Source organism: Enterobacter cloacae complex sp. 2024EL-00227, assembly GCF_043945315.1.
GTDB classification, from domain to species: domain Bacteria; phylum Pseudomonadota; class Gammaproteobacteria; order Enterobacterales; family Enterobacteriaceae; genus Enterobacter; species Enterobacter roggenkampii.
On sequence record NZ_JBIMQP010000005.1, the window covers coordinates 56529 to 79737 of the forward strand.

Here is a 23209-nt window from a genome sequence, read left to right on the forward strand (position 1 = left end):
GTCCGGTAAGCGAAGCGCCACCGGGCGGAAAAGATGTCTACTTAAACAACGCGTGCACGTTGTTTTGTTTGTAATTAAGCGTCGGGTGCAGCTCGTCCAGCTCAAACGACAGCGCCAGATAGCGGCTCGCCATCAGCGCCGCGAAGTGCGTTTTAATCAGCGCAAACAGCATTTCACCGACCTCTTCCCGGCTCTCCAGACTGCGCCCCGCGCCAATCTTCAGCGTCATATGGACAAAGGCGTAATCGTGCTTGCCGTCGGCCATCTGCCAGGTGTCCAGCCAGTGGGCGCGGCTGCGGATACCGCCGATAGGGAAGATGCCCGTGGCGGCGAGCGCCTCGTTCACTTTGGCGAACAGTCCCGGCAGGTCGGCCTGCTCGCGGATGTTGTCGGTACATTCAGCAATAAAGTGCGGCATGGTGGCTCCTTAGGCGGGCAGCGGGAAAACGGCGTTGACCTGGCCGGTGCCGGAGCTGGCGAACAGCTCGGTGAGAAACTCCACCTTGCCGTCGTATTTGTCCCAGCCGAGCATCCCCAGCAGCATCACCGTGTCGTGCATGTTGCCCTCGCCGTAGCAGTAGTCGGCGTACTCCGGCAGCATGCTGCAGAATTCTTTGAACTGACCCTCGCGCCACAGCTTCACCACGCGCTCGTCCATCTGGCGGTCGAACTCCCGGGTGTAGCTGTTCATCCCTTCTTCCGCGCGCTGGTCGTCGATAAAGCGGTGCGACAGCGAGCCGCTGGCGAGTACCGCCACGGTGCCGTCGTATTTCTCAATGGCGCTGACGATGGCCTCGCCCAGCCTGCGGCTGTCGGCGAAATCGTGAACCGTGCAGAACGCCGAGATGGAGACCACTTTGAAGTGCTTATCCGCGTTCATGTAGCGCATTGGCACCAGCGTGCCGTACTCAAGCTTGAGGCTCGGAATGTTGTGCGCTTTGGCGCGCACGCCACGCTTCACCGCTTCGTCGGCGATCAGCTGGCCGAGTTCCGGGTTGCCGTCGTAGTCGTAGGTCATGTCGCGGATAAAGTGCGGCAGCTCGTTGCTGGTGTAGACGCCCGAAAAATGGTCCGCACAGTTAATGTGGTACGCGCTGTTCACCAGCCAGTGGGTGTCGAACACGATGATGGTGTCCACGCCCAGCTCGCGGCAGCGCTTGCTGATTTCTTTATGTCCGTCGATGGCCGACTGTCGGCAGCCGTGGTTTTTGCCCGGCAGTTCTGAGAGATACATCGACGGCACGTGGGTGATTTTTGCCGCTAACGCTAATTTGCCCATTTTCAGATCCCCCACTTTGGAATCGGATGGTCGCCCATGGAGATGCAGACGTTCTTCATCTCCGCGAACACCTCGAAGCTGTACTCGCCGCCCTCGCGGCCGGTGCCGGAGGCCTTCACGCCGCCAAACGGCTGGCGCAGGTCGCGCACGTTCTGGGTGTTGACGAACACCATGCCCGCTTCGATATTGCGCGCCAGGCGCAGCACCTTGCTGACGTCCTGGGTCCAGATGTATGACGCCAGGCCGTACTCCACGTCGTTGGCCAGGCGCAGCCCTTCCGCTTCGTCCTTGAACGGCAGCAGGCAGGCCACCGGCCCGAAGATCTCCTCCTGCGCCACGCGCATGCGGTTATCAACATCCGCCAGCACGGTCGGGCGCAGGAAGTTGCCGCCCTTCAGGTGCGCAGGCAGATCGGTCGGTTTGTCCGGGCCGCCCGCCAGCAGGGTTGCGCCTTCCTCGATGCCGAGGCGGATATAGCCGGAGACTTTTTCCCAGTGCTGTTGGCTGATGAGCGCGCCAATCTGGGTGTTCGGATCGGTCGGGTCGCCCACGCGCAGGCGGCTGGCTCGCTCGGCAAAGCGCTTCACGAATTCCGGGTAGATGCTCTGCTGGATGAAGATGCGCGAGCCCGCGGTGCAGCGCTCGCCGTTGATGGAGAAGATGGTGAACAGGGCGGCGTCCAGCGCGCGCTCGATATCTGCGTCTTCAAAAATCAGTACCGGGGATTTGCCGCCCAGCTCCATGGAGTACTTCTTCAGCCCGGCGTTTTTCATGATGTTGCGCCCGGTGGCGGTGCCGCCGGTGAAAGAGACCGCGCGCACGTCGTGATGACGCACCAGCGCATCGCCTGCCGTCGCGCCGTAGCCCTGCACCACGTTGAGCACGCCCGCCGGAATACCCGCTTCGAGGGCCAGTTCGCCCAGACGGTCGGCGGTCAGCGGGGAGAGCTCGGACATCTTCAGCACCGCGGTATTGCCTAAGGCCAGACAGGGCGCGACCTTCCAGGTGGCGGTCATAAACGGTACGTTCCACGGCGACACCAGCGCGCAGACGCCCACCGGCTGCACCAGGGTGTAGTTGAGCATCTTGTCGTCGACCGGGTAGGTCTTGCCGTTCATCTGCTGGCACACCTCGGCGAAGAATTCGAAGTTGTGCGAGGCGCGGGGAATGAGCACGTTTTTGGTCTGGTGGATCGGCAGGCCGGTGTCGGCGGTTTCCATGGCGGCGATCTCGGGCACGTTCTGGTCGATCAGATCGCCCAGGCGGCGCATCAGGCGCGCGCGCTCCTTCATCGGCAGGTTGGCCCACTTCGGAAACGCCTCTTTGGCGGCGGCAACGGCCTGATGGATTTCGGCTTCGCCGCCGGAGGCCACTTCTGCCAGGACCTCGCCGGAGGCCGGGTTAGTGGTGTGGAAGTAGTCGCTGCCCGCGACGTTTTTACCGTTGATCCAATGGTTTATCTTTTTCATTTTGCCGTCTCCTCACTCACAATTCGGTTCACCAGGCGTCCCACGCCTTCCACTTCCACCACCACCTCATCGCCCGGCACCACGTCGGACAGCCCCTTCGGCGTGCCGGTGGCAATCATGTCGCCCGGCTGCAGGGTCATAAAGTCGCTCAGGTAGGCGATCAGGTACGGGATGCTGAAGATCAGATCCGCCGTGGTGCCTTCCTGGCGCAGCTCGCCGTTGACGAAGGTGCGCAGGGCGAGGTTGTGCGGGTCCGGAATGGCCTCTTTTGGCACGATGTTGGGGGAAATGGGGGTCAGCCCGTCGCGGCTTTTTACCCGCAGGTTCGGGCGGTAGTAGTTTTCGAGATAGTCACGAATGGCGTAGTCGTTGCAGACCGTGTAGCCCGCAACATAGTCCATCGCCTCGGCTTCGCTCACCTTGCGGGCGGTTTTGCCGATGACCACCACCAGCTCCGCTTCATAGTGCATGTACTCGACGTTGTTCGGGCGCACCGAGGTCTGGTTGTCGCCGTTGAAGGTGTTCGGCGCTTTGATAAAGACCAGCGGCTCGGTGGGCGGCTTGAAGTCCAGCTCGCTGGCGTGATCGGCATAGTTCAGGCCGAGGGCAAACAGCGTGGCGTGCGGCGGCGTGCTGTGCGCAATAGTGACGTCGCGCTCGTCCACCACCGGGTTTTCCAGCGGCGGAAACCCTTCTGCCAGAATACGCACGCGATCGCCCGGGCGGATCTCAACGCGGCTGTGCGGGGTACCGAGCAGGATCGCATCGCCGGGATTAAGGGTGGCGAACTCGCTCAGGGCGCTCAGCAGTTCGGCAGCGTTACGCTGCAGATCGGCGGTGTTCCAGTGGTCCGCTTCGCGGCCGTTGATCTCCGTGATGATGGTCAGGCTATCCACGTTATCAACGGCGACCGGTTCGCCGAGCGGGCAGAATCCGTCCCGGCATTTGGCCTTGATGGCCGGGCGGTAGAAGCTCTCTTCCGGCAGGCTCACCTCGTTGGCCAGCGCATATCCGGCGATGTACGCCGCGGCGTCCTCCACGCGCACCTTGCTGGCGATTTTACCGACCACCAGCGCTACCGTGGCGCCGCTCAGCACCGTTTCCCCCTGCGGGAACGGAATGGGGTCGCCCGCGCGAATCACGGTGTTATGCGGTTTGATAAACCACACCGCCGTTTTCGGCGGCGTGTTGTAGGGGGCTTTTTCAAACGCCTCTCGCCAGGCTTCGCGCTGGCTCTGATGGTTGAGGGCGACGGCAAAGACGGTACCTTTCATTCACATACTCCTCAGGCCGGAGGTCCGGTTTGGATTTCATTAATATGTTAATGATCTGGTTTTATGCTTTTGCTGATTATTTCGCAATCAGAAGTGAAAGATTTGTGATACGAATAACAATAAATTTACATATTGGTTTTTATTGATATTAAAATCAGAGGGTTAATAAACTTAGTGGGTTTCTGTTAGACTTTTTGACGGAAAACGTGTTGTTTATAAAAGCATCTTATATGAATTGTTTACGTGTTAATGATGTGAAGGGGAGAGGCTATGCATGATTCATTAACCATCGCGCTGCTGCAGGCGCGGGAAGCGGCGATGTCCTACTTCCGTCCGATCGTGAAGCGCCATAACCTGACCGAGCAGCAGTGGCGCATTGTGCGCGTGCTGGCTGAACATCCGTCGATGGATTTTCACGATCTGGCGTTTCGCACCTGTATTTTGCGCCCGAGCCTGACCGGCATTCTGACGCGCATGGAGCGCGACGGCCTGGTGCTGCGCTTAAAGCCGATGAACGACCAGCGCAAGCTGTACGTCTCGCTGACCAAAGAGGGCAATGCGCTGTATGAGCACGCCCAGGCGCAGGTGGAGGAGGCGTATCAGCAGATTGAGGCGGAATATACGCCGGAGAAGATGAAACAGCTGACGGCGCTGCTGGAAGAGTTTATTGAACTCGGAAACCGACATAACGCAGCGCGGGAAGAAGAGTAAAAACCACAAATTTCAGGATGAATTTCGTAAAGTTTTCCCTTTCCAGGCCGAAAATTCTGTATCTGTCTGAGGAAAGAGAAAACATGTTAAACCGTATCAAGATTGTCACCAGCTTAATGCTGGTTTTAGCGATATTTGGCCTTTTACAACTCACATCCGGTGGTCTTTTCTTTAATGCTCTGAAGAATGACAAAGAGAATTTCACCGTCCTGCAAACCATTCGCCAGCAACAGTCCACGCTGAACGGCAGCTGGGTTGCGTTGCTGCAAACCCGTAATACCCTGAACCGCGCGGGTATCCGCTACATGATGGATCAGAGCAATATCGGCAGCGGCGCGACCGTGAACGATTTGATGCAAATCGCGTCTGCGTCTCTGAAGCAGGCGGAAAAAAACTGGGCTGCCTACGAAGCCCTGCCGCGCGATCCGCGTCAAAGCGATGCGGATGCCATGGAGATCAAGCGTAACTATGATATTTACCACGGCGCGCTGGCGGAGCTGATCCAGCTGCTGGGCGCGGGCAAAATCAACGCCTTCTTCGACCAGCCAACCCAGAGTTACCAGGACGGTTTTGAGAAGCAGTACGTGAGCTACCTGCAGCAGAACGACAAGCTGTACCAGATGGCGGTCGAAGACAGCAACAGCTCCTACAGCCAGGCTATCTGGGTGCTGATCGGCGTCCTGATTGCCGTGCTGGTGGTGATTGTGGCCGTCTGGCTCAACATCAAGCAGACGCTGATCTCCCCGCTGAATCGTCTGATCGACAACATTCGCCATATCGCCAGCGGCGACCTGGTGAAGCGCATTGAGGTTCAGGGCACCAACGAGATGGGTGAACTGGCCGACTCGCTGCGTCATATGCAGGGCGAACTGGTGCGTACCGTTGGCGACGTGCGTAACGGCGCGAATGCGATCTACAGCGGCGCGAGTGAAATCGCGATGGGCAACAACGACCTCTCCTCCCGTACTGAACAGCAGGCCGCTTCCCTGGAAGAGACCGCTGCCAGCATGGAGCAGCTGACGGCGACCGTTAAGCAGAACGCCGAGAACGCCCGTCAGGCGAGCCATCTTGCGCTGAGCGCCTCTGAAACCGCGCAGAAAGGCGGCAAAGTGGTGGACAACGTGGTGCAGACCATGCGCGATATCGCGGGCAGTTCGCAGAAAATCGCCGACATTATCAGCGTGATCGACGGTATTGCTTTCCAGACCAACATCCTGGCACTGAACGCGGCGGTAGAAGCGGCGCGTGCGGGCGAGCAGGGCCGTGGTTTTGCGGTGGTGGCAGGTGAAGTGCGTAACCTGGCCCAGCGCAGCGCCCAGGCGGCACGCGAGATCAAGAGCCTGATCGAAGACTCCGTGGGTCGCGTGGAAGTGGGTTCAACGCTGGTCGAAAGCGCCGGTGAAACCATGGGTGAGATCGTGAATGCGGTCACCCGCGTCACGGACATCATGGGTGAAATCGCCTCTGCGTCTGACGAGCAGAGCCGCGGTATCGACCAGGTCGGTCTGGCGGTGGCAGAGATGGATCGCGTGACCCAGCAGAACGCCTCGCTGGTGGAAGAGTCTGCCGCAGCGGCGGCCGCACTGGAAGAGCAGGCAAGCCGTCTGACCCAGGCCGTGGCGGTGTTCCGCATTCAGCAGGAGCAGATGAAAGCGCGTGAGTTCGCTTCTGCGAAAACCGTTGCAGCACCGGCGATGGCGCGTAAAACGGTTACCGCTGATGCAGGTGATAACTGGGAAACGTTCTAACGCCGTATGTTGTGCCGGGTGGCGGCTGCGCCTTACCCGGCCTACGGTTCAGGGTTTTGTAGGCCCGGTAAGCGCAGCGCCACCGGGCGGTATTACAGAGGCAGGCGCATGGCGCAGCGCGTTTCATACGCGAAACCGTGCGCCGTCTCTTCTTCCCTTTTCTGACGCAGTTCAGGCGTCAGGGTCGTCATTTTTTCAAACCCCAGCCGCGCATAGAACGGCGCATTCCACGGTACGTCCCTGAACGTCGTCAGCGTCAGCGCTGTCAGCCCCCTGTTACGGGCATGGTCTGCCACGCAGGCGATGAGCTGCCTGCCGATCCCTTTTCCCTGCCAGTCCAGATCAACCGAGAGTTCGACAATAAACAGTGAAGACGGATGGGCTTCGGCAAGGATAAACCCGACGGGCAGGTCGTTTGCCAGCGCCAGCCAGCTTAACCCGCGTTCGACATAGCCGAGGTGTTGCTCAGCGGAAATGACCTCGCCATCGGCAAGCCAGGCGAGTGCCGGGAAGTCACGGAAGCGCCCGGCCGCCGCGCGTTCAATGGCGGGCAGGGCGGCAATGTCGTTGCGGGTGGTGGGGCGAATGCGAAGAGTCATGGCGGCAAGTATAGCCTGACCCGTCGACATTATTCCGAGCAGATCAGCACCGGCGAATAGAAATTGCTGATCACCAGCGCGTCTTCCGGCGTGCGCTCTATTGTCAGGAGCCTTTTATTGCCCAGCGTCAGGCCGGCAACGTATTTTTCAAAGACCCCGGGCGGCATGGCGTCATGGCTAAAACGCTCCACTTTTTGAATAGCGATCTCATACAGTTCGCCCTCCACGTGACGCCATTTAAACATCTCCTGGCGGGAAACCTCCCAGCTGCGTGGGGCATTCACCACGCTGCCGTTAACCGTGATGTACCCGGTTTTGTCGGGATGAAAACGCATAATGATCTCACCGTCAAAGGTGAAATCGTGGTTGTCGCGCCGGTCGGAAAAGGTCAGGTTTCCGTCGCAGGCCACCGACAGCGGGGGCGTGTGAAAGTACCACGCCAGCACGGTGCCCAGCAGCAGCAGGTTGAGGATCAGGATTAGCCAAACTTTTTTGTGTCTCATCATCACCACTCGTAATAGTAAAGCGTACGACAGGCGCTGGCTTTACCCTGCGTGAGGGAACATTGGGAGAGCACCAGCCGCCCTTCGTGGCCGTAGAAAAGCGTTCTCTGAATGTGCATGTAGAAAATTGAATTTTTCAGGCACGGAAGATGGCCGTCCTTCTGAAGCGTTTGCGCCAGCGTTATTGCCTTCCCGTGAAATACGTCCGCCAGCGGCGTAAAGGTGTAGACCGGGCAGGTGCCGATATGCGTCAGCAGATGGATCTCCCTTTGTGAATTTTCTGGCTTGATCAGCGCGATCCAGAGGCATAGCGCAACGACGACCAGCGTGAGCGCGCCGCAGAACAGCCATTCAGGGCGAACGCGCCATGCAGGTTTCGCCGTTTCGGCGGTCGGCGGGGCCTCCTCCAGCGGAGTGACCGTAACGTCCGCGCTGAGCATAAAGCCCGTTTTCGGTACGGTAACGATAAGCAGCGCGTCGGGAAGCAGGGCCGCCAGCATCTTGCGCAGAATGCTGATGTACTGGTTTAAGGAGTTGTTAGACCCCTGAAGCCCTCGCCGATCCCAGACTTCCTGGAGAAAGGTTTCCCGTTCAACCACGTTCCCATGATGCTGAACCAGCAGCTTCATGATGGTATTGGCCGTACAGGTGAGGAGCTGCGCATCTTCATCCGGCGCATTGATAAGAGAAACAGAACCGTCCTCGTCGTTATAGACGATGGCGTCAGCAAGCAGGTATTTCATAAGTTGTTGTAATAAAAACAGAGATAAAAAATAAAAAGAGAAGGTCTACGCCTTCCGGGCTGCATTGCTGGCTATTTTAACGCCACTGTTACCGATAACATTGATCCAGACAGGATTTTGGGTGGTTTAATAAGTCAGCGTGATAATCACGTCATCAATAAATTCCCCGGTACCGGTTAGCGGCTGTGCCGGGACCTCGCCGTAAACGGTGTAGTTCTGGGTGCCGCCAGCGGGATTGGTGACCTGCAGCGCATCGCCGCTGCTTTGATCTCCCCAGCGTTGCGTGGCCGCCTCATCCTGCCAGAGCCCGTAGCGCAGGCACTGGCCCTCGTTGTTGCAGAGCTGCCGCTGATTACCGCTGGCATGGTTGCCTTTGCCCATGGCAAGGGTGAATGCGGTTCCGGCCGGGCAGCGCGTGGTCAGGGTGGCGGTGGAACGCGTCGGACGCAGGGTCGCGGTGCTGGTCAGGGTGCCGAAGTTAAGGGGCGTCACGCGCTCGATGTAGCATCCCTGGCTGATTTCGGCCTGCGCGCTGGTGCCGCCCTGCACTTGCTCCCCCTCTGCGGAACCGTCCGAGCAGTTTTGCAGGGCATCCTGACGCAGGGCGCTGTGCCAGGCGATGCGCAGATTCATGTTGTAGTTGTAATAGTGGTAGGCCGGAAGCTGGCTTTGCCCTGCCGGAATGGTAGCGATAAGCGGAAAGGTACCGCTGACGTTGGCATTGCTTTGCGCGGCCAGAGTCTGCTGAATCAGGTTCCCGCTGCTGGCGGGCCCCAGCTCCTGAGAGCGTGCTGCGCCGTTCAGCAGGCGGAAGAGGAGGGTGTACTGTTTTCCCTCCTGGTCCCCCGGCGAGATCATCTCAAAGGGCGGGGCGTCTACGCTGCTCAGGCAGACGTTGAGATATTCCGTCCTGCCCTCGTTGTCGGCCTGGCAGCTAAACTTGACCTCGGTGTTGACGGAGGTGGTATTGCCCGCCACGACGTTGCCAAAGTTAATGGCGGGCATGGAGGTTATCCAGCAGGCTGCCGCCATCGCCTTTACGGACAGGACGAGCAGCAATAATAACGGCGCTCTTAATGACACAGTTGTTCTCCCATATTCTGTATAGATGACGCGGTACGGGGCGCCGGAAGCGCGACCCGGCACTCTCCCTCATCGGTCTTCACCACCAGTTCACCCGGCAGGGGCGGATCTTCAAGCCAGATAAAGCCATCGCGGCCCACGATGGTGGCACCCTGCGGCGTTGACACGACGCTGCCCAGCGGGAGCGGCCTGCGGCGGCTGTCGACCAGCCGGGCCTGAACCGTGACGGCGTGATGGACGTTAAAATCGACTTTGACCGCGCTGTTATTGCCCGGCCTGGCATGCATGTCGGTGACGGGGGCGATCACATCGGCGGGCAGATCGAGCGGGTTAATGCTGACTTTGCTGTTGTGGTAGCGCGGCAGGTCGGTCAGCAGGAGATAACCGTCCTCATCCGTTTCACCGGCCGGGCGGTTTTCCAGCATCACCGGTACGTGCCCAATGCCGTGCGTGGAGACCAGCGCCATGCCCTGCTGGATGTAGCGCAGCGCGTGCAGGCTGCCGTCCAGCAGCGTCAGGCTCCCTTCGGCTGAGGCGTACTGGTTGCGCTGGCTGGCACCTTGCTGCAGCCCAACGTGCCATTCGCCCGCGCGGCCCAGATAGCCTGCGTCTGCATATCTTTCACGTCGTTCGCCAAAGCCCTGGCCCAGCTCCCATGACCAGCCGCCGGCCTCATCGTCCGGCTGGTGGCGGTAATCCATGCGTGGTTTATCCCGGCTGGCCTGAACGGAGAGCGTGTCCTCGCGACCCAATGGGACGGAAAGCAGTAGCTGAACCTGACTCGACGCATCCGTAAACGAGCGGGTATAGCTCAGCGTGGTGGAGATGTGTGCCGGCAGCGACACCGACCAGGAGGCATTGAGGTAGCGCTGCGTGCTGCCCTGAATGTTCTGCTGTACCCAGCCCGCGCCCACGGTGCCGAAGTGGGGGACGGACTGGCTTACCCAAACGCTGTCGCTGCGTCTGACGGGGGCGGCACCGCTCATGCGGGCGTTGTCGGCGAAATCCGCCTCGGTGCGGACGGTGCTGGCAGAAATGCCCGTTCCTCTGCCGTTCCACTGCCAGCCGAGGCCCCACTGAACGCCCTGACCGTAAGGGCTGTCGCTCACGGCAACGTGCTGGCTAACCACCCCTACGGCGGGAGAGACCAGCCAGTCAGCGCCCGTGCCCACGTTGTGCAGCCTGCGCTGCTGCTCCGTATGCAGTGCCAGCGTCAGGTGATTATTCACCCCATAGCGCCAGCCCGCGTCCAGCAGCGGCGAGGCGGCATAGTCGTCGGAGTGCAGGGCGTAGTTTTCCCGCATCCAGCCGATGTCCAGCGAACCGCTGCTGAGCCCTTCCGCCAGCATGCCCGGCGCGCCGTAGAGATCGAGCTGTACGGTGCGACGCTGGCCGTTGATATCGGTAATCACCACCTCCGCCTGCCCGCTTCCGGTGAAGGAGGGCAGGGTATCCAGCAGAAAGTCACCCGGCGTGATGCGCTGGCTGCTCTGCTTAAGGCCGTCGATATACAAATCGACCGTGGAAGGCAGTACGGCCGTGTCGCTGTAGCGGCTGCGCGGTTCAGTATTGAGTTGCGGATTGAGCTCAAAATTACGTGCCCAGTGCAGCCCGCCAAAGCGCACCTGTCGGCTCCAGCGGGTGCCGGTGGTGATGCTGTCGCCCAGCGCCAGCGTGGTCAGCGAGTCGGTGTTGTCCCACTGCCAGCGGGTTTCGAGACGCGTGTGGGTCGGTCGACCGGCGCTGTTTTCCTCCCCGGCATGGCTTGAGAAACTGCTGCTGAACGTTCCGGGTAATCCTCCGGATGCGGTCAGCATGGTCTGGGCGTTGAGCTGGCGCTGCCCCTGCGCATCGCTGGCGTAGAGCGCGTATCCGAGCGTATAGGCGCTGACGGGTTGCGCATCAGGGTAGCGATACATCGGCGCGGGCTTTGAGGCGGTGAGATGCTGCTGGCCCTCGAGTGCGTCTGCCTCTGCGGTAATCGACACCTGCTGGGACAGCACGTCGAGATTAACCTTCAGGCCCGGCAGGGACGTCAGCTCAACCCATTCGGCGCGATCGTCCGGGGCGTGAAGCCCCAGCTTTTTCATGTCGCTGCGGCTTATCCATAACGCATTATCCACCACCCGGCAGGCCCAGAGCTCGCCTCGCGGGGCGTGGTTCACGGTAATGGCCAGCCATTGTAGGGTGTCTGCGGGTTCAGTCCGGGCTGACAGCATGAGCGGTAGCCAAAACAGGAGCGCGAGAAGCGAGCGAGCGCAGGGGTATCTGGCTGGCATGGTGGTCATCATTGAGATAGACGCGCAGCGTGCTGAGCGCGTGACGTGAAGCGTGTTTAAGCGGCAAAAGGGCGGTTTGTCCCGGGAGCACATAGCCCGCCAGGCCTTTAATCGACCCTACAACCTGCCCATCGGCCGTCAGGGCCTCAAGGTGGCTCAGACGGATGTGGCGGTTTCCGGCATTAAAGCAGCGAAGGGTGGCCGGTATTTCAGACTGCTCACAGTTCAGGGCATCGTGGCTGACGGGCGCGCTCTGGTTCCCGGCAATAAACACCGGAATCGAGTAGCGCAGCAGGAAGTGCACCGCGGTGGGATTGGCGGCACGGGACGTGGCGTCCGGCAGTTCGTCGATAACCAGCCGGTAACTTTGCTCCTGTGCACGGATGCCGGGCTGCATGACGATAATACGCACCAGCTGCTGCTGGCCCGGCGCCAGTGATGTCATCGCCGGGCTGCTGACCACCTCCCCGGTGGCCACCAGCACATCTTTACCGTTTTTTTGCGTCCATTCGTACACCCGAATCTGCGCATGGATGGCCGCTTTCCCACTGTTAGTGAGATAGACCGCCGCTGCCCGCTGGTCGCTCTGCAGATCGAGCGTTACCGGGGCCACCTGAAGCGTGGCGGCCAGCGCGTAGCGTGACAGCAGCGCCAGCATCATGAGCCACAGAATGAAGCAGGAAAGATAGCGACGCACGATCAGTACTCCAGTTTTAACGTGATATCGCCGCTGTAGGTACCTGCCTGGGCGGTTGTCAGCGCCCCGGCGTCAATCACGCCATACAGCGTTTCTTCCTGTTCCGCACCGTTGCCGGTATCGTCCAGGCCATTCGTGCCGGTGATTTGCGTCTGTTTGCCTTCGTCAGCAAAGAGTTTCCACGCAATCTTCTGCGCGCCCGTGTCGCCGTTTTCCGGCTTCAGCCAGAAGGTTCCATTTTCGCCGTCGTTGCTGGTGGCGGTCAGAGTGAACGGCGTGCCGTTGGTACAGACGATATCGACCTGCGTTTTGGCCTGGATTTCGCTCGACTCATCGGAGCCGTGACGCGAGAAGTTGAGGTCGTTGGCTTTGAGGGTGCACGACTTCACGACCTCAAGTGATACGTGCATCGTCGCGCTTGCGGTGCTGTCTGCGGCGATCGCAGCAGCAGGAAGCAGGAGAACGGAACAACATACAACGGTGGGAATAATTTTCATGATCTTATTTCCTGACGTGAGTAACAGTGCAATTACAAAGCGAATGACTGAGCGTCCAGCAGGCAGCGTTTTTGATGGAATGCCGCCAGGTTGTGGCAGCAACAAGTGGGGCAAGGCCATAAGCAGGCATTGCCGCGCAGAACGATGACCTTATCGCCAGCATTCGGAATGAGAGGGGTCATTTTCTGCCCCACAGATAGCCCTGGCCGTAATCGGCCGCGCTGGCGCGGGCCAGCGCGAAATCACCCGCGGTTTCAATGCCTTCGATCAGCACCTTGCTGGCGACGCGCTTGCACTGGCGGGTGAGATGCAGAAACTTCGCCTGCTCGGTCCGTCCGTTCCAGAAGGTATGTTTGTCAATTTTGATGCCGCAGAAGCGGATCTGGCTGGTCAGAAGTTCGGGAAGAAGGTCTTCGCAAACATCGTCTGCCCACACTTCTATCCCCCACTCATGGAGCGTTGCGATGCATTTCCGCAGCGCCCGGCTTTGCGTATCGTCGAGTTGTACCATCGAATGGAGATCGGTGACCTCGATAGCAAGTCTCTCCGGGCAGGGTGTTTCTTCTTTGAGCCTGTCGAGGAAGTCCGTGTCCAGCAGTAAATCCGATGTCGCATTGAGGTAATACTTGTCGCCATCCTTGCAAAACATGGCGTGACGAAGCTGCGCAAAGAAGTGCGCTTTACGCTGGGTCGCGGTCATCGAGCCAAAGTAATCTTCAAGATTGACGTGGGGCTTTGCCGTGGACAATACCTCCCAGGCAATCACATTTTCACTGCGCAGTGCCCGGATGGATTCGAACTTATAGCCGGTTAGCATGATAAAAGTGCGTAACGCTCCGTGGTGATTTCAGGAGCTGCACATTTTATAGATTTGGTTTTTGACAGGATATTTATAGATAAAAATGGCCTATATAAAGTGTTTTTATCTATTTTATAAGATTTACAAAGGATTATTTATTTTCATAAGCGCCCGGCAGAACGCCGGGCGCGACGTGCATTAGCCCGCTTTGCTGATGATTTTGATTTCGACCATGCCAATTCCGATCTCGCGCGGCGAATGCCCAAGGATATTTCCCTCATTCGTCGACTGCGGGTCCGGCGGTACAATCACCAGGGTATTGCTGCGTGAAGGATTCTCAAAATGCAGCGTTTGTGTGCTCACGTCGTTTCCAAGCGTTAACGTCTGCTCCCGATCGCCCACGCGCACGGGTACGGGCTTGTTAGCATTAGGCCCATAGGCCCTGGCGGTGATCACCAGATCAAATTGTTCCGGCAGGGGATGGGTGTACTCAATTTTCACCTCATTGCCCAGCTGCGCGTTGGACCAGCGTCCCCAGGACTCCGGCCGCGAGATGCCGCTAAACTGTTTCACTTCCTCCGGTGCGCCGGCCACGTTAAAGATAAAGCTGTCCGCTTTGTAGCGAATATCGTTGTCGACGATTTTCAGCATGTCGACGTTACGCTGATAGCGCGCGGTATCTATCACCGTATCTTTAAAGGCGGTTTTGCCCTTCCACTGCGCCTTATCCACGTGCTGCACGGTTTGTTCTCCGCCAAGCTGGCCCTGCGAGACGCACCAGTCGGTCGAGAGCGCCAGCGGCTGAGACCAAAGCTGGCCCATTTTGTAGCACCGGTCGACCCAGACGAAGTTATCGCGTGGCGCAAAATCGGCCAGCTGGTAGCGCAGCGGCGCGGAATACTCGCTTTCCGGCAGCGGCTCAACGCGTCCTTCCGATACGCGCAGCAGCAGCGGCAGACGGAAGTTGCTGCCCGAGAAGGCAATGGTGTTTTTATCCCGATCGACGGTGAAGTCCTTCATCTCTTTCGGGAAGTTCCACAGGCGGATGATGTCTGGCTTCCAGGCGAGAATTTTTTCCTTCATGTTGAGGAACACTTCCGACAGGGATTGCCCCGACAGCGTGCTGCGGCCCAGGCCAATAAAGTTGTCGCCGCCCAGAATGTCCAGCACGGTGGCGCCGTTATCCATGGAGTTGCGTTTGGTGGCGATCTCCTCCTGCTGCGGCTGGTCGCCGCGCAGGACGAAGAACAGGTTGCTGCGATCCTGCTTGTTGAGCTGATCCCACGCGCTGTTTTTCATCGCCAGATGGTCAGATGAGACGACGATGACGGTGTTTTTAAACCAGGGCGAGGCTTTGATTTTCTCGACCAGTGCGGCGATGTGCTCCTGACTGCAGGTGACGGCGCTGAACGATTTGTTGTTTTTGCCATCAATCTCATAGCTTTTGCGCTTACAGGTGCGCGAGACAAACCCGTCCGGATGGTGGGTGTCCACCGTCAGTGCAAAGAGAGAGAAACGCTTGCCCGCGCGGGACAGCTCCTCGAATTTCTTCCAGGTTTCGTCGAGTACCGTATCGTCATAGAAGCCCCAGTCGTTGCGGTAGCTTGGATCGGCAACCGTCGTTTTTAACTCTTCTGAGCCGTACAGGTGGTCAAAACCGTGGGATTTCAGGAACACATCTTTTCCGGCGAAACGCAGGTTTGCTCCCTGCATAAAATAGTTTTCGTAGCCGGAGTTTTTCAGGATATCGCCGAGGCAAATATTCTGCGGGAAGAAGGTCGACATGGAGGCTGAGGCGTTACCTTCAAAAGGCGCGAACAGCGGGATACCACACTGGGAGGCAACCATCCCGGCAATCGTATAATCCGTGCCGGGCAGCTGCATGGTGTGGCTGAAATCGAGACCTTCATTTTTCAGGGCGCCCAAATCTGGCGTCAGGTCCGGGAAGGCATCGTTATCAAAGTAGGTGCGCTCCAGGCTTTCACCGTAGATATAGACCAGATTGAGCGTCGGGTTGGCGATCGTTTTCGACGGCTCTTTGTAGTAAGCCGCGAAATCCGGATCGCCATCGCGCGACTGGGATTTCACCAGCTCGGTGATCTGATGGAACGCCGGGCTGGCGTCGACGGAGGCCAGCGCCAGGAATAACGCCAGCAGGCTGTAGCCATGATGGTGTGGATGATGGCGACGGCGACGCAGCACCCAGGCCAGCGCGCCAAAAATCATCACCAGCGCGACGATAAGGCCGAGCCCCGGAAGTATGTACTTACCCACACCTGCGCCCGTCAGGCTGTTCGTCAGGGTGTAGAGCACCGCATCGTTAATACCGTCACCGGTAAAGTAATCGCTGGCGTATAAGGTAATGTTTAAAATAATAAAAATGCCGAGCACCACCAGCGTGGCGATAAACCACCAGGTGTGACGGCCAGCTTTCCAGGCGTAAACGCCGACAGAAGCCAGAAAAAGGATAAGAGACATGAATTCTGACAACAGCATATCCTCATGACGCCAGGTGCTTCGCTGGCTAACTGTTTATTTTTTGGGTCATACAATGTAATTGCGATGTCGTTAAGCTGCAATTTTAGTGTCACGAAAGTGTGCTGTTGTTAGGATTTGGTTTAGAAAATCGTTTTTATGAAGATGTGCACATCCTGACAAACGGACGCTGAGACGGTAGCAGGCAGGAAAAACGCTCATTTAGCGCCGCGCTGCAAGACTATCGCACTAAACGCGGCGTGTTGTGGCAGAAAATGGGGTGGATCAGGAGATGAAATTAACGCCTTGTTTCAGCACCAGATCGCAGGCTTTGGTTTTCACCTGTTTGGCCAGAGAAGAGTTGCCGAGGGTGCTCAGGTTAAGCTGCTGACCGTTCTGCGCGTTAAGCAGGCCCTGAATGCCGTCCATGTAGTTGGTGTCCGCTTTTTGCTCCTGAGTATCCAGACCCAGTTTACCCAGCACCTGGTTTTTCACGTTTTGCGCGTCGGTCACGGAGGCCAGCTTTTGCTTCGCGCAATATTCCAGAATCCCCGCCGCGTTGTTCATCGTCCCCGCGCTCAGGCTCTGGGAACTGTTGCCCAGCAGGCTGGTGAGGGAAGAGGCGGAGAGTCCGCCCTGCGTGCTGCTGCTCTCTTTGGTCAGCTCATTTGCTGCGCTTGACAGGGACTCCTGCCAGGACGCCGCCTGCGCTGCGCCGGTTACCAGCAGCGCGCCTAAAAAGGTGCTGATTAGAATCTGTTTTTTCATCATGGCTCTCTCAAAAAGGTCCGTTTTGGGCCGAAGGGGTTCCAGTATATACCTGCGACCTGTCGGCGATTCCTGGAACTGTCTTAATACTCTTTCCCGGTGACGCGGCTGCGGTAACTGTCCCAGTCGAAGATGACATACAGGCTGTTACCCAGCTTCATGCGGTCCATGACGCGTTCCCCCAGCAGGCGGGTCATCTCGTCGATGTTGTGGTTTGTCAGCATGCCGGTGGGGCGTTTGGACGAGGAGCGGCGATCGACAATCTGGTTGATGATGACTTTTTCATAGCGGGATTCCGTCTGAACGCCAATCTCATCGATGACCAGCAGGTCGACGTTACTCAGATCGTTAAGCAGCTGTTCTTCGCTGGTTTCACGGTTGCTGAAGGTGTCTTTCATCGCGGACATGATATCGGCCACGGTGATGATGAGGACCGATTTACCGCGCAGAAGCAGCTCGTTGCAGATGGCGGCAGCAAGGTGGTTTTTGCCGGTGCCCGGCTTGCCGCTAAAGATGAAGCTGGCGATATTACCGTCGAATTCATCCACGTACTGACGCGCGGCGGCGAGCGCGTTCATCTGCCCGGTGGTCTCAATTTTATAGTTATCGAACGAGCAGTTCTGGTGCAGGGGACGAATACCGGAACGGTTAAAAGTGCGCTGCATTTTCATCGCCCGATTTTCGCGGGCGAGCGCGGCGGCGCGGATCTTGCCTTGCTCTTTTTGCCACGCCAGCAGCTCTTCACCGGTGGTGAAAGCAGGCTTCACGTTGGCAGGCATCATTTTTTGCAAACGTTTCATCAGGTCGCCGACGTTCTTCATTTCGCACCTCGGAATCCGCTGGGGATCTGTTTATCCGGTTCTGAAAAGGCATTGATATCACGTTTTGGCTGGCCGTTGTTGCCGGCGCGGGTAATCTGAAGATGACGCGCGAGCTTTTGCTGCCACTGAATATGGGTGAACACTTTACCCTCCGCCTGCCACCAGGCGGTAAACGCGGCAAGCTCTTCCGCTGTGGCGGGTTGGGTTAACGCAATGCCCCACAGCGCGGCCTGCCGCTGAAAATCTGCATCCGGCTGCCAGCCCGCATAGAGGGCAAATTTACCCATCGGAACGGTCACGGGAACGTTAACCGGTTCATCAAAGAACTGGGTATCCAGCGTGACATCGCTTGCCGGGCGTGCCAATTGCGCTTCGATCTCCAGAAGCTGTGCCAGACGTTCCGGTGTGATTGCGTAAAACGCTGGCGCGTTGTCGGCAAAAACCGCAACCGTGCCGCCTTCGGCGTGGGTCAACACGCCGCGTGGGTCGCGCATAAAGGCATCAATACCAGCAATGCTGGTGGTCAGAATTCTGGAGGACATAACGCTTACTCTACTGATGACTACGGGCGTGATATGGGCTTATGGTAGCACAGAGAGGGGGAAGGAAAGGAGGGGATTTCCCCGCTGGCGCTGCGCTTACCGGGGCTACAGTCGTAGGCCGAATAAGCGCAGCGCCATCAGGCAGTTATCACGCAATGATGTTCAGCGTGACGTCGATGTTGCCGCGGGTCGCGTTAGAGTACGGGCAAACAATGTGTGCCGCATCGACCAGCTTTTTAGCTTCCGCAGGATCCATACCTTCAACATGGATGTTCAGTTTTGCTTCGATACCAAAACCGGTAGGCAGCGGGCCAATACCCACTTCGCCTTCAATAAAGGCATCTTTTGGCAGGGTAAATTTGTCGCGTGCGGCCACGAACTTCATCGCGCCCAGGAAGCAGGCAGAGTAGCCCGCGGCAAACAGCTGCTCAGGGTTGGTCACGTCTCCCCCCATGCCGCCCATCTCTTTTGGCACACCCAGTTTGACGTCCAGTACGCCATCGGAGGAGGTGGCACGACCGTCACGGCCACCGGTGGCTTTTGCTTTGGCGGTATAAACAACTTTTTCTAAAGACATGGCAGGTTCCTCATTTTGTTTAGATGCGTGCTATTAAATAGCGTGCGATATATATAGGTAAATAATGACGCGTAAAGTATAGCGTTACGCGCGGTGTAGCTGTTGTCGCAAAAGTTCGAGCTGCTGTTTGAGTGCCAGCAAGGTGTCTTTATCACACTGCGCTGCGCAACCCACCGCATGGGGGATACCCAATGCCTGCTGCTGGAGTTCACGTCCCGCTTCACTCAGGGTGACGGCGACCTGACGCTCGTCTTTGCGCGAACGGTGGCGGTTGATGAGCCCGGCGCTTTCCAGACGTTTCAACAGCGGCGTCAGGGTCGCAGAGTCAAGGAACAGCCGTTCACCGATGTCCGACACCGTCATATCATCCTGCTCCCACAGCACCAGCATCACCAGATATTGCGGGTAGGTCAGGTTCAGCGGGGCCAGCAGCTGCCGGTACAGCTTGTTAAGCGCCAGGTTTGCCGAATAGAGGGCAAAGCAGAGCTGGTTATCCAGCTTGAGCGCAGCGGTTGCATCGTTCGTTTTCGCGTTCATGAGATGAATATAGATAGTGTACGATTTAATTGCAAGCAATTTTATGGGCAGGTGTAACGGAGCGCCACCCGAACGGCCATTTTACGGTAGTGCTGGCGCTGCGCCTGCTCGTCTGCGCCTTCTTCAAACAGCAGCGTAAAGGTGTAGCTGTTGGCAACGTAGTGAAAGCTGAAGCTGCTTATCAGACGATGAAGATCGCGGGCGTCAACCGTCTCACTGAAGAGCTGTTTTTCTTTCCCCCGGCGCAGGATCTCCTCCAGCAGATCGAGCGCGCTGCGGTTGACCTGGCGGAGATAGCTCGACTGCTGCATAAAGCGGCCGCGCTGCATGTTTTCCATGCAGATAATCCGGATGTAGTCAGGGTGGTCGGCATGATAGTCAAAGGTGGCTTCAACCAGATTGACCAGCGCTTCGACCGGGGGCATTCCCGTCAGGCTTAGCGCTTTTTCACTGGCGCGAATCTGGGTGTAAACATGTTCAAGTACGAGGAGATAGAGGTTCTCTTTATTCTTGAAATGGTAAACCACCATGCGTTTGGTGGTGCCCGCTTTCTCTGCGATCTGCTCCATCCTTGCACCGTTCAATCCATACTCGGCAAAAAGCGCGATGGCGCTCTGAAAGATTTTCTCTTTCAGGCTGGATTCTTCACTGTGCTCGGGGTGTTCGCTGCCAGGGTTAGCCACATCCTTTCCTTATTTTCACCAAACGGACCAGACGGATTATCTCCACGGCAGCGAAATAACACAAATATCAAACGCGTGGGCGTTTACGGTACAGCCACAGGCCGGGGATCGACAGCCCGATGGAGAGCGCGCCGACGATGGATGACGCCTTAAGAAAGTTGCTGAGAAGAAGGATCATCTGAGGCTCGGTATAGCCGAAATGGCTAATTTTCACCGCGGAAATCATCGCGGTATAGGCCGATATCCCCGGAAACATGGGGATCACGGCCGCAACGGTGAATACTTTGGGATGCGCCAGGTACCAGCGCGACCACTGGATGCCGATACTGCCGACCAGCATGGAGGCCATAAATGTTGACCATTCGATGTTAAAACCCGCCGTCATCATCACCATTCGCGAGCCATGGCCAATCGCGCCCAGCAGCGCACACCACGGCAGCGCGCGTTGCGGTACGTTAAATACCATCGCGAAGCCGACGGCAGGAATGGCGGCCAGAAGCATGTCCTGCGCCAGCGCCAGCAGAAAATCGATCACGCCCATCCGCGTAACCCCCAAAGTGTCATGGCCATGACCACGCCGATGCAGGTCGCCAGCGTCAGCAGGCTGGCGATAGCCCAGCGAGCCAGGCCGGTATTGATGTGCCCTTTAAACATGTCGGCGACAGCGTTGATCAACGGAAAGCCCGGGACCAGCAGAAGCACGCTGGCGGCCATGGCAACGGTCGGCGTGTTGGCAAACTGCGGCAGGCGCAGCAGCAGACCGGAAACCGTAGTGGCGACAAACGCGGTAATGCAGAAGTTAATTTGCGGATGCAGCTGCCGATGCGTCAGCAGCTGGCGAACATACATGGCGATACTGCTGGCGAAAAAGGTGATGATTGCACCGTCCCAGCCGCCTTTGTTGAGCTTACAAAAGCAGGCGCACGAGAGCCCTACCATCACCACGACGAGCCAGCGCGGATAACGTAATGGCTTGATCTGGTTGAACCGTTTTTCAATGTCACTGAGATCGAGAAGCTTATGTTCTGCAAGGATGACAATGTGCTGCACTTCGGTCACGACGTGCATGTTGATGCCGCGATCATGGTTTTTGCGCGTGGAGGTCAGGCACTGACCGTCCTTGATTGTGGTCAGCACAATGGCGTTGGATGAGATTGCGCTTTCGACGCTGTCCATCCCTAGCGCCAGCCCCAGCCGGGTGGAAAGCTCCTCAACCAGCGCGCTTTCCGCGCCGTGCTGGAGCAGAAAAAGACCGCACTGAATACATAGCCGCGTGATAGCACGCTGCGTTGACCGCTCTGCCTGCATGTATTGTCCTGAAAAAAGATGGATAGCAATCTGTTAACCCATAGTGGGTACTTTTAGCACAGAGTGCAGTCCCTCTTGCTGTGGGCCAGATCAAGGTTTGTGCAAACAGTTGCAGTCCGTGTCGTGGAAGGGGGAAGGGGGAAGGGGGAAGGGATTAATTTATCAATACCATGAATTATAAATACCAAAATATAAAATATTTGTATTTAGTTATTCTAATTTTATATTGTCGTTATTTTAATGTCTCCACAATTAATTTTTGTTTCGCTTTGTGAGATATTACTGCTGTTTAGGCATTTCTTAAACTAAGCATACATCTCATCTTCTGCTTGTATTAACCAGTCTTACACTCAGGGACGAAAATACTCATACGTTGATGCGTTTTAACGTTACTCATCAAATGAAAAATGGACACGGAGGGTCTATGTTGTCATTGCATGGTAAGCATGGCGTTGTCATTAGCCGGATGCCCGTGATGCAAAACGGGTTAGGGGGCCTGATGGCACGTCATTTCCCCGAATTTGAATTGAGCTATTGCCGCTCATTGCAGGAATTAACGCTGCTCCAGTTGCGCCGCGCGGACGTCATTATTGCCGATATTTCAGGCGAATACAGGAACCCTCGGGGTGCGCTTGAAGAGTATTACGGTTTATTGAATCAATACCGGGATATTCACTGGATCTTTTTAGTCTCGCGGCCGCTTTACCCTATTGCGGTTGAGTTACTTATGCGCCCGGAAAGCACGTTGCTTTCTGACATGGAGCCTATTGAAGGCGTGGTTAACGCTATTCGGGCCGGTAGCGAGCGGGCAGAGCGGATTAGCCAGACGTTATTAACTCCGGAACCACAGAGTACGGAGAATGAAAATGAACACGTTATCGCGCTCACGCACTCCGAACGTAAGGTCCTGCGTCTGTTAGGGAAAGGATGGGGGATTAACCAAATCGCCACATTGCTCAAGAAGAGCAATAAAACCATCAGTGCGCAGAAAAACAGTGCGATGCGACGGCTGTCATTACGAAGTAATGCGGATATGTATGCCTGGATCAACAGTACACAGGGAATGAGAGAGCTGAGTTTGCTATCAGCCTATGGAGAGTTCGAGGAATGGAAAAAACCGATTCAACAAGACATATCGCCATCATCGAAAATTGCGCGATGAGTGCCGTCGGGCTACAGCATCTTTTTGCGATGCCCGGCCTGAGCCATTATCAGCTACACCTGTTTAGTGAATTTGACAGTTTTAAGAATGCACTTCATCACGTTAATTTTTTCTCACTGATCTACTCCCTTTCCGATGCGCGAGAGGAGCGCCGTAACTGTCTGGCGCACCTGCGGGATCTGGCGTTTACGCACGGTCATATCCAGCGCATCATTTTGGTTTCTGACGAGATGGAAGCACGGTTAATTAGCCATCTTTCGCCATCGCGCCTGCACGGAGTAGTCAGTAAATCAGTGACGCTTGAGCATCTGCAGAAGGAACTTGTGGAGTTGCTCAGCGAAACGCTGCGCATCAATGACAATATGCTGAATCACTGGTACCGGAGTCAGAACAGGATGCTAAGCCCCACAGAACGGGCAATATTGCGTTATATGTCCTGCGGGTATTCCATCCCTGAAATCGCGGCACAGCTTGAACGGAATATTAAGACCATTCGGGCACATAAGTTTAATGCGATGGTGAAACTGGGCGTGAATTCAGACGTAGGGTTGCTCGATGCGGCGGATATTATTACGCATCTTCCTGCAAGAGAGCCGCAATGTTTGGCTCTCCTCACGCCCACATTTTTATAACCCGTCTTTTGCGCGCCAGATAC

Annotated in this window: 25 protein-coding genes; 4 read left to right on the forward strand and 21 right to left on the reverse strand. The window is 57.1% G+C overall.

The annotated features are described in order from the left end of the window. Positions 1-37: 37 nt before the first annotated feature. The 4 genes from ACHH0Z_RS10765 to hpaG are packed head-to-tail and all read right to left on the reverse strand — an operon-like array spanning position 38 to position 4022. Positions 38-418, reverse strand: a complete 381-nt coding sequence (locus ACHH0Z_RS10765) for a 5-carboxymethyl-2-hydroxymuconate Delta-isomerase (protein WP_008502110.1) — start codon at positions 416-418, stop codon at positions 38-40. A 9-nt stretch (positions 419-427) separates the two neighbouring features. Beyond that, complete coding sequence (hpaD, locus tag ACHH0Z_RS10770) at positions 428-1279, reverse strand: 3,4-dihydroxyphenylacetate 2,3-dioxygenase (RefSeq protein ID WP_039265383.1); 852 nt, start codon at positions 1277-1279, stop codon at positions 428-430. A gap of 2 nt (positions 1280-1281) precedes the next feature. Continuing rightward, positions 1282-2748 carry a 5-carboxymethyl-2-hydroxymuconate semialdehyde dehydrogenase gene (gene hpaE / locus ACHH0Z_RS10775; protein WP_032675900.1) on the reverse strand — a complete coding sequence of 489 codons (1467 nt, stop codon included), beginning with the start codon at positions 2746-2748 and terminating at the stop codon, positions 1282-1284. Then, the gene (gene hpaG, locus ACHH0Z_RS10780; RefSeq protein WP_045409204.1) at positions 2745-4022 is read right to left on the reverse strand and encodes a 4-hydroxyphenylacetate degradation bifunctional isomerase/decarboxylase; all 1278 of its coding nucleotides are present in this window, start codon (positions 4020-4022) and stop codon (positions 2745-2747) included. The genes hpaE and hpaG overlap by 4 nt, the downstream gene beginning before the upstream one ends. Before the next feature lie 270 nt (positions 4023-4292). Here hpaG and hpaR point away from each other — a divergent pair, with 270 nt between their 5' ends. Then, a complete protein-coding gene (gene hpaR / locus ACHH0Z_RS10785; protein ID WP_045409202.1) occupies positions 4293-4733 on the forward strand; it encodes a homoprotocatechuate degradation operon regulator HpaR in 441 nt (146 codons plus the stop codon). A gap of 83 nt (positions 4734-4816) precedes the next feature. After that, positions 4817-6481: a methyl-accepting chemotaxis protein gene (gene tsr, locus ACHH0Z_RS10790; protein ID WP_023293346.1), complete on the forward strand. Its 1665-nt coding sequence runs from the start codon at positions 4817-4819 to the stop codon at positions 6479-6481. 92 nt (positions 6482-6573) lie between these two features. On the opposite strand, the gene ACHH0Z_RS10795 is transcribed toward tsr, so the two are convergent. The 17 genes from ACHH0Z_RS10795 to ACHH0Z_RS10875 form a co-directional block, all read right to left on the reverse strand. Next, positions 6574-7080: a GNAT family N-acetyltransferase gene (locus tag ACHH0Z_RS10795; protein ID WP_045409199.1), complete on the reverse strand. Its 507-nt coding sequence runs from the start codon at positions 7078-7080 to the stop codon at positions 6574-6576. A 29-nt stretch (positions 7081-7109) separates the two neighbouring features. Beyond that, the gene (locus ACHH0Z_RS10800) at positions 7110-7583 is read right to left on the reverse strand and encodes a hypothetical protein (RefSeq protein WP_032635519.1); all 474 of its coding nucleotides are present in this window, start codon (positions 7581-7583) and stop codon (positions 7110-7112) included. A gap of 2 nt (positions 7584-7585) precedes the next feature. After that, positions 7586-8326: a winged helix-turn-helix domain-containing protein gene (locus ACHH0Z_RS10805; RefSeq protein ID WP_039023930.1), complete on the reverse strand. Its 741-nt coding sequence runs from the start codon at positions 8324-8326 to the stop codon at positions 7586-7588. A gap of 126 nt (positions 8327-8452) precedes the next feature. After that, a complete protein-coding gene (locus ACHH0Z_RS10810) occupies positions 8453-9409 on the reverse strand; it encodes a spore coat protein U domain-containing protein (RefSeq protein WP_025912122.1) in 957 nt (318 codons plus the stop codon). Beyond that, complete coding sequence (locus tag ACHH0Z_RS10815; protein ID WP_045409195.1) at positions 9400-11628, reverse strand: fimbria/pilus outer membrane usher protein; 2229 nt, start codon at positions 11626-11628, stop codon at positions 9400-9402. Before ACHH0Z_RS10815 ends, ACHH0Z_RS10810 begins: the two co-directional genes overlap by 10 nt. Then, positions 11609-12385 (reverse strand): molecular chaperone, encoded by a 777-nt coding sequence (locus tag ACHH0Z_RS10820; protein ID WP_045409193.1) that lies wholly within the window; start codon positions 12383-12385, stop codon positions 11609-11611. The genes ACHH0Z_RS10815 and ACHH0Z_RS10820 overlap by 20 nt, the downstream gene beginning before the upstream one ends. A gap of 2 nt (positions 12386-12387) precedes the next feature. Further along, the gene (locus ACHH0Z_RS10825; protein WP_045409192.1) at positions 12388-12882 is read right to left on the reverse strand and encodes a spore coat protein U domain-containing protein; all 495 of its coding nucleotides are present in this window, start codon (positions 12880-12882) and stop codon (positions 12388-12390) included. Positions 12883-13060: 178 nt separating this feature from the next. Then, positions 13061-13699 carry an EAL domain-containing protein gene (locus ACHH0Z_RS10830; RefSeq protein ID WP_045409189.1) on the reverse strand — a complete coding sequence of 213 codons (639 nt, stop codon included), beginning with the start codon at positions 13697-13699 and terminating at the stop codon, positions 13061-13063. 180 nt (positions 13700-13879) lie between these two features. Next, entirely contained in the window at positions 13880-16171 is a 2292-nt protein-coding gene (gene opgB, locus ACHH0Z_RS10835; protein ID WP_045409234.1) for a phosphatidylglycerol--membrane-oligosaccharide glycerophosphotransferase, read from the reverse strand. A 270-nt stretch (positions 16172-16441) separates the two neighbouring features. Beyond that, a complete protein-coding gene (locus ACHH0Z_RS10840) occupies positions 16442-16924 on the reverse strand; it encodes a DUF2501 domain-containing protein (RefSeq protein WP_021240596.1) in 483 nt (160 codons plus the stop codon). 83 nt (positions 16925-17007) lie between these two features. Further along, entirely contained in the window at positions 17008-17745 is a 738-nt protein-coding gene (gene dnaC, locus ACHH0Z_RS10845; protein ID WP_008502094.1) for a DNA replication protein DnaC, read from the reverse strand. Then, entirely contained in the window at positions 17742-18287 is a 546-nt protein-coding gene (dnaT, locus tag ACHH0Z_RS10850; protein WP_021240595.1) for a primosomal protein DnaT, read from the reverse strand. Before dnaT ends, dnaC begins: the two co-directional genes overlap by 4 nt. 148 nt (positions 18288-18435) lie before the next feature. Beyond that, positions 18436-18864: an organic hydroperoxide resistance protein gene (locus ACHH0Z_RS10855; protein ID WP_008502092.1), complete on the reverse strand. Its 429-nt coding sequence runs from the start codon at positions 18862-18864 to the stop codon at positions 18436-18438. A gap of 84 nt (positions 18865-18948) precedes the next feature. Beyond that, positions 18949-19401, reverse strand: coding sequence for a MarR family winged helix-turn-helix transcriptional regulator (locus ACHH0Z_RS10860; protein WP_045409231.1), 453 nt, complete (start codon positions 19399-19401; stop codon positions 18949-18951). 41 nt (positions 19402-19442) lie between these two features. Then, positions 19443-20084 (reverse strand): TetR family transcriptional regulator, encoded by a 642-nt coding sequence (locus ACHH0Z_RS10865; RefSeq protein ID WP_032654979.1) that lies wholly within the window; start codon positions 20082-20084, stop codon positions 19443-19445. Positions 20085-20151: 67 nt separating this feature from the next. Beyond that, complete coding sequence (locus tag ACHH0Z_RS10870; protein WP_020885295.1) at positions 20152-20625, reverse strand: threonine/serine exporter; 474 nt, start codon at positions 20623-20625, stop codon at positions 20152-20154. Further along, positions 20616-21392: a threonine/serine exporter ThrE family protein gene (locus ACHH0Z_RS10875; protein ID WP_021240591.1), complete on the reverse strand. Its 777-nt coding sequence runs from the start codon at positions 21390-21392 to the stop codon at positions 20616-20618. The genes ACHH0Z_RS10870 and ACHH0Z_RS10875 overlap by 10 nt, the downstream gene beginning before the upstream one ends. 424 nt (positions 21393-21816) lie before the next feature. On the opposite strand from ACHH0Z_RS10875, the gene ACHH0Z_RS10880 reads away from it, so the two are divergent. Further along, a complete protein-coding gene (locus ACHH0Z_RS10880) occupies positions 21817-22554 on the forward strand; it encodes a LuxR C-terminal-related transcriptional regulator (RefSeq protein WP_008502087.1) in 738 nt (245 codons plus the stop codon). Further along, positions 22551-23186: a DNA-binding transcriptional activator BglJ gene (gene bglJ, locus ACHH0Z_RS10885; protein ID WP_032622978.1), complete on the forward strand. Its 636-nt coding sequence runs from the start codon at positions 22551-22553 to the stop codon at positions 23184-23186. The genes ACHH0Z_RS10880 and bglJ overlap by 4 nt, the downstream gene beginning before the upstream one ends. Positions 23187-23209: the final 23 nt, after the last annotated feature.

Coding starts and splice junctions, on each gene's coding strand:
- ACHH0Z_RS10840 (WP_021240596.1), bottom strand. CDS start 16,924: ATGAAAAAACAGATTCTAATCAGCACCTTTTTAGGCGCGCTGCTGGTA.
- ACHH0Z_RS10795 (WP_045409199.1), bottom strand. CDS start 7,080: ATGACTCTTCGCATTCGCCCCACCACCCGCAACGACATTGCCGCCCTG.
- ACHH0Z_RS10880 (WP_008502087.1), top strand. CDS start 21,817: ATGTTGTCATTGCATGGTAAGCATGGCGTTGTCATTAGCCGGATGCCC.
- ACHH0Z_RS10830 (WP_045409189.1), bottom strand. CDS start 13,699: ATGCTAACCGGCTATAAGTTCGAATCCATCCGGGCACTGCGCAGTGAA.
- ACHH0Z_RS10855 (WP_008502092.1), bottom strand. CDS start 18,864: ATGTCTTTAGAAAAAGTTGTTTATACCGCCAAAGCAAAAGCCACCGGT.
- hpaR (WP_045409202.1), top strand. CDS start 4,293: ATGCATGATTCATTAACCATCGCGCTGCTGCAGGCGCGGGAAGCGGCG.
- bglJ (WP_032622978.1), top strand. CDS start 22,551: ATGAGTGCCGTCGGGCTACAGCATCTTTTTGCGATGCCCGGCCTGAGC.
- ACHH0Z_RS10860 (WP_045409231.1), bottom strand. CDS start 19,401: ATGAACGCGAAAACGAACGATGCAACCGCTGCGCTCAAGCTGGATAAC.
- ACHH0Z_RS10875 (WP_021240591.1), bottom strand. CDS start 21,392: ATGCAGGCAGAGCGGTCAACGCAGCGTGCTATCACGCGGCTATGTATT.
- ACHH0Z_RS10805 (WP_039023930.1), bottom strand. CDS start 8,326: ATGAAATACCTGCTTGCTGACGCCATCGTCTATAACGACGAGGACGGT.
- ACHH0Z_RS10765 (WP_008502110.1), bottom strand. CDS start 418: ATGCCGCACTTTATTGCTGAATGTACCGACAACATCCGCGAGCAGGCC.
- tsr (WP_023293346.1), top strand. CDS start 4,817: ATGTTAAACCGTATCAAGATTGTCACCAGCTTAATGCTGGTTTTAGCG.
- ACHH0Z_RS10815 (WP_045409195.1), bottom strand. CDS start 11,628: ATGCTGTCAGCCCGGACTGAACCCGCAGACACCCTACAATGGCTGGCC.
- ACHH0Z_RS10800 (WP_032635519.1), bottom strand. CDS start 7,583: ATGAGACACAAAAAAGTTTGGCTAATCCTGATCCTCAACCTGCTGCTG.
- hpaE (WP_032675900.1), bottom strand. CDS start 2,748: ATGAAAAAGATAAACCATTGGATCAACGGTAAAAACGTCGCGGGCAGC.
- dnaC (WP_008502094.1), bottom strand. CDS start 17,745: ATGAAGAACGTCGGCGACCTGATGAAACGTTTGCAAAAAATGATGCCT.
- ACHH0Z_RS10870 (WP_020885295.1), bottom strand. CDS start 20,625: ATGGGCGTGATCGATTTTCTGCTGGCGCTGGCGCAGGACATGCTTCTG.
- dnaT (WP_021240595.1), bottom strand. CDS start 18,287: ATGTCCTCCAGAATTCTGACCACCAGCATTGCTGGTATTGATGCCTTT.
- hpaD (WP_039265383.1), bottom strand. CDS start 1,279: ATGGGCAAATTAGCGTTAGCGGCAAAAATCACCCACGTGCCGTCGATG.
- ACHH0Z_RS10825 (WP_045409192.1), bottom strand. CDS start 12,882: ATGAAAATTATTCCCACCGTTGTATGTTGTTCCGTTCTCCTGCTTCCT.
- hpaG (WP_045409204.1), bottom strand. CDS start 4,022: ATGAAAGGTACCGTCTTTGCCGTCGCCCTCAACCATCAGAGCCAGCGC.